Here is a 241-nt window from a genome sequence, read left to right as displayed (position 1 = left end):
GAGCGGGACGGACGACATCGGGGAGCAGGGAGGCGCGGTCCTCGCTCAGCACCGGCGGATGCAGCGGGAACGTGCCGTCCGCGGCGTACAGCGTCTGTCCTCGCCGGCGCGCCTCCGCGTCCACGGCGCCCCCCGGTACGACGAACCCGGGCACGTCCGCGATGGCGTACCGCACCCGATAGCCGTCGCCGTCGCGCACGAGGTGGAAGGCCTGGCCGAGGTCACGGGCGCCCGCCGGGTC

At 75.9% G+C, this 241-nt stretch carries 1 protein-coding gene; it reads right to left on the bottom strand.

The features are described 5' to 3' along the window. A partial coding sequence (locus tag KVS71_RS18405; protein WP_217585257.1) for an RNB domain-containing ribonuclease occupies nucleotides 1-241 on the bottom strand: 241 nt, incomplete at both ends.

Source organism: Microbacterium sp. GbtcB4 (assembly GCF_019091465.1).
Classification (GTDB): Bacteria; Actinomycetota; Actinomycetes; order Actinomycetales; family Microbacteriaceae; genus Microbacterium; species Microbacterium paraoxydans.
The sequence above is the reverse complement of the archived record's forward strand: the minus strand, read 5'-3'. Positions and strand labels throughout refer to the sequence as shown.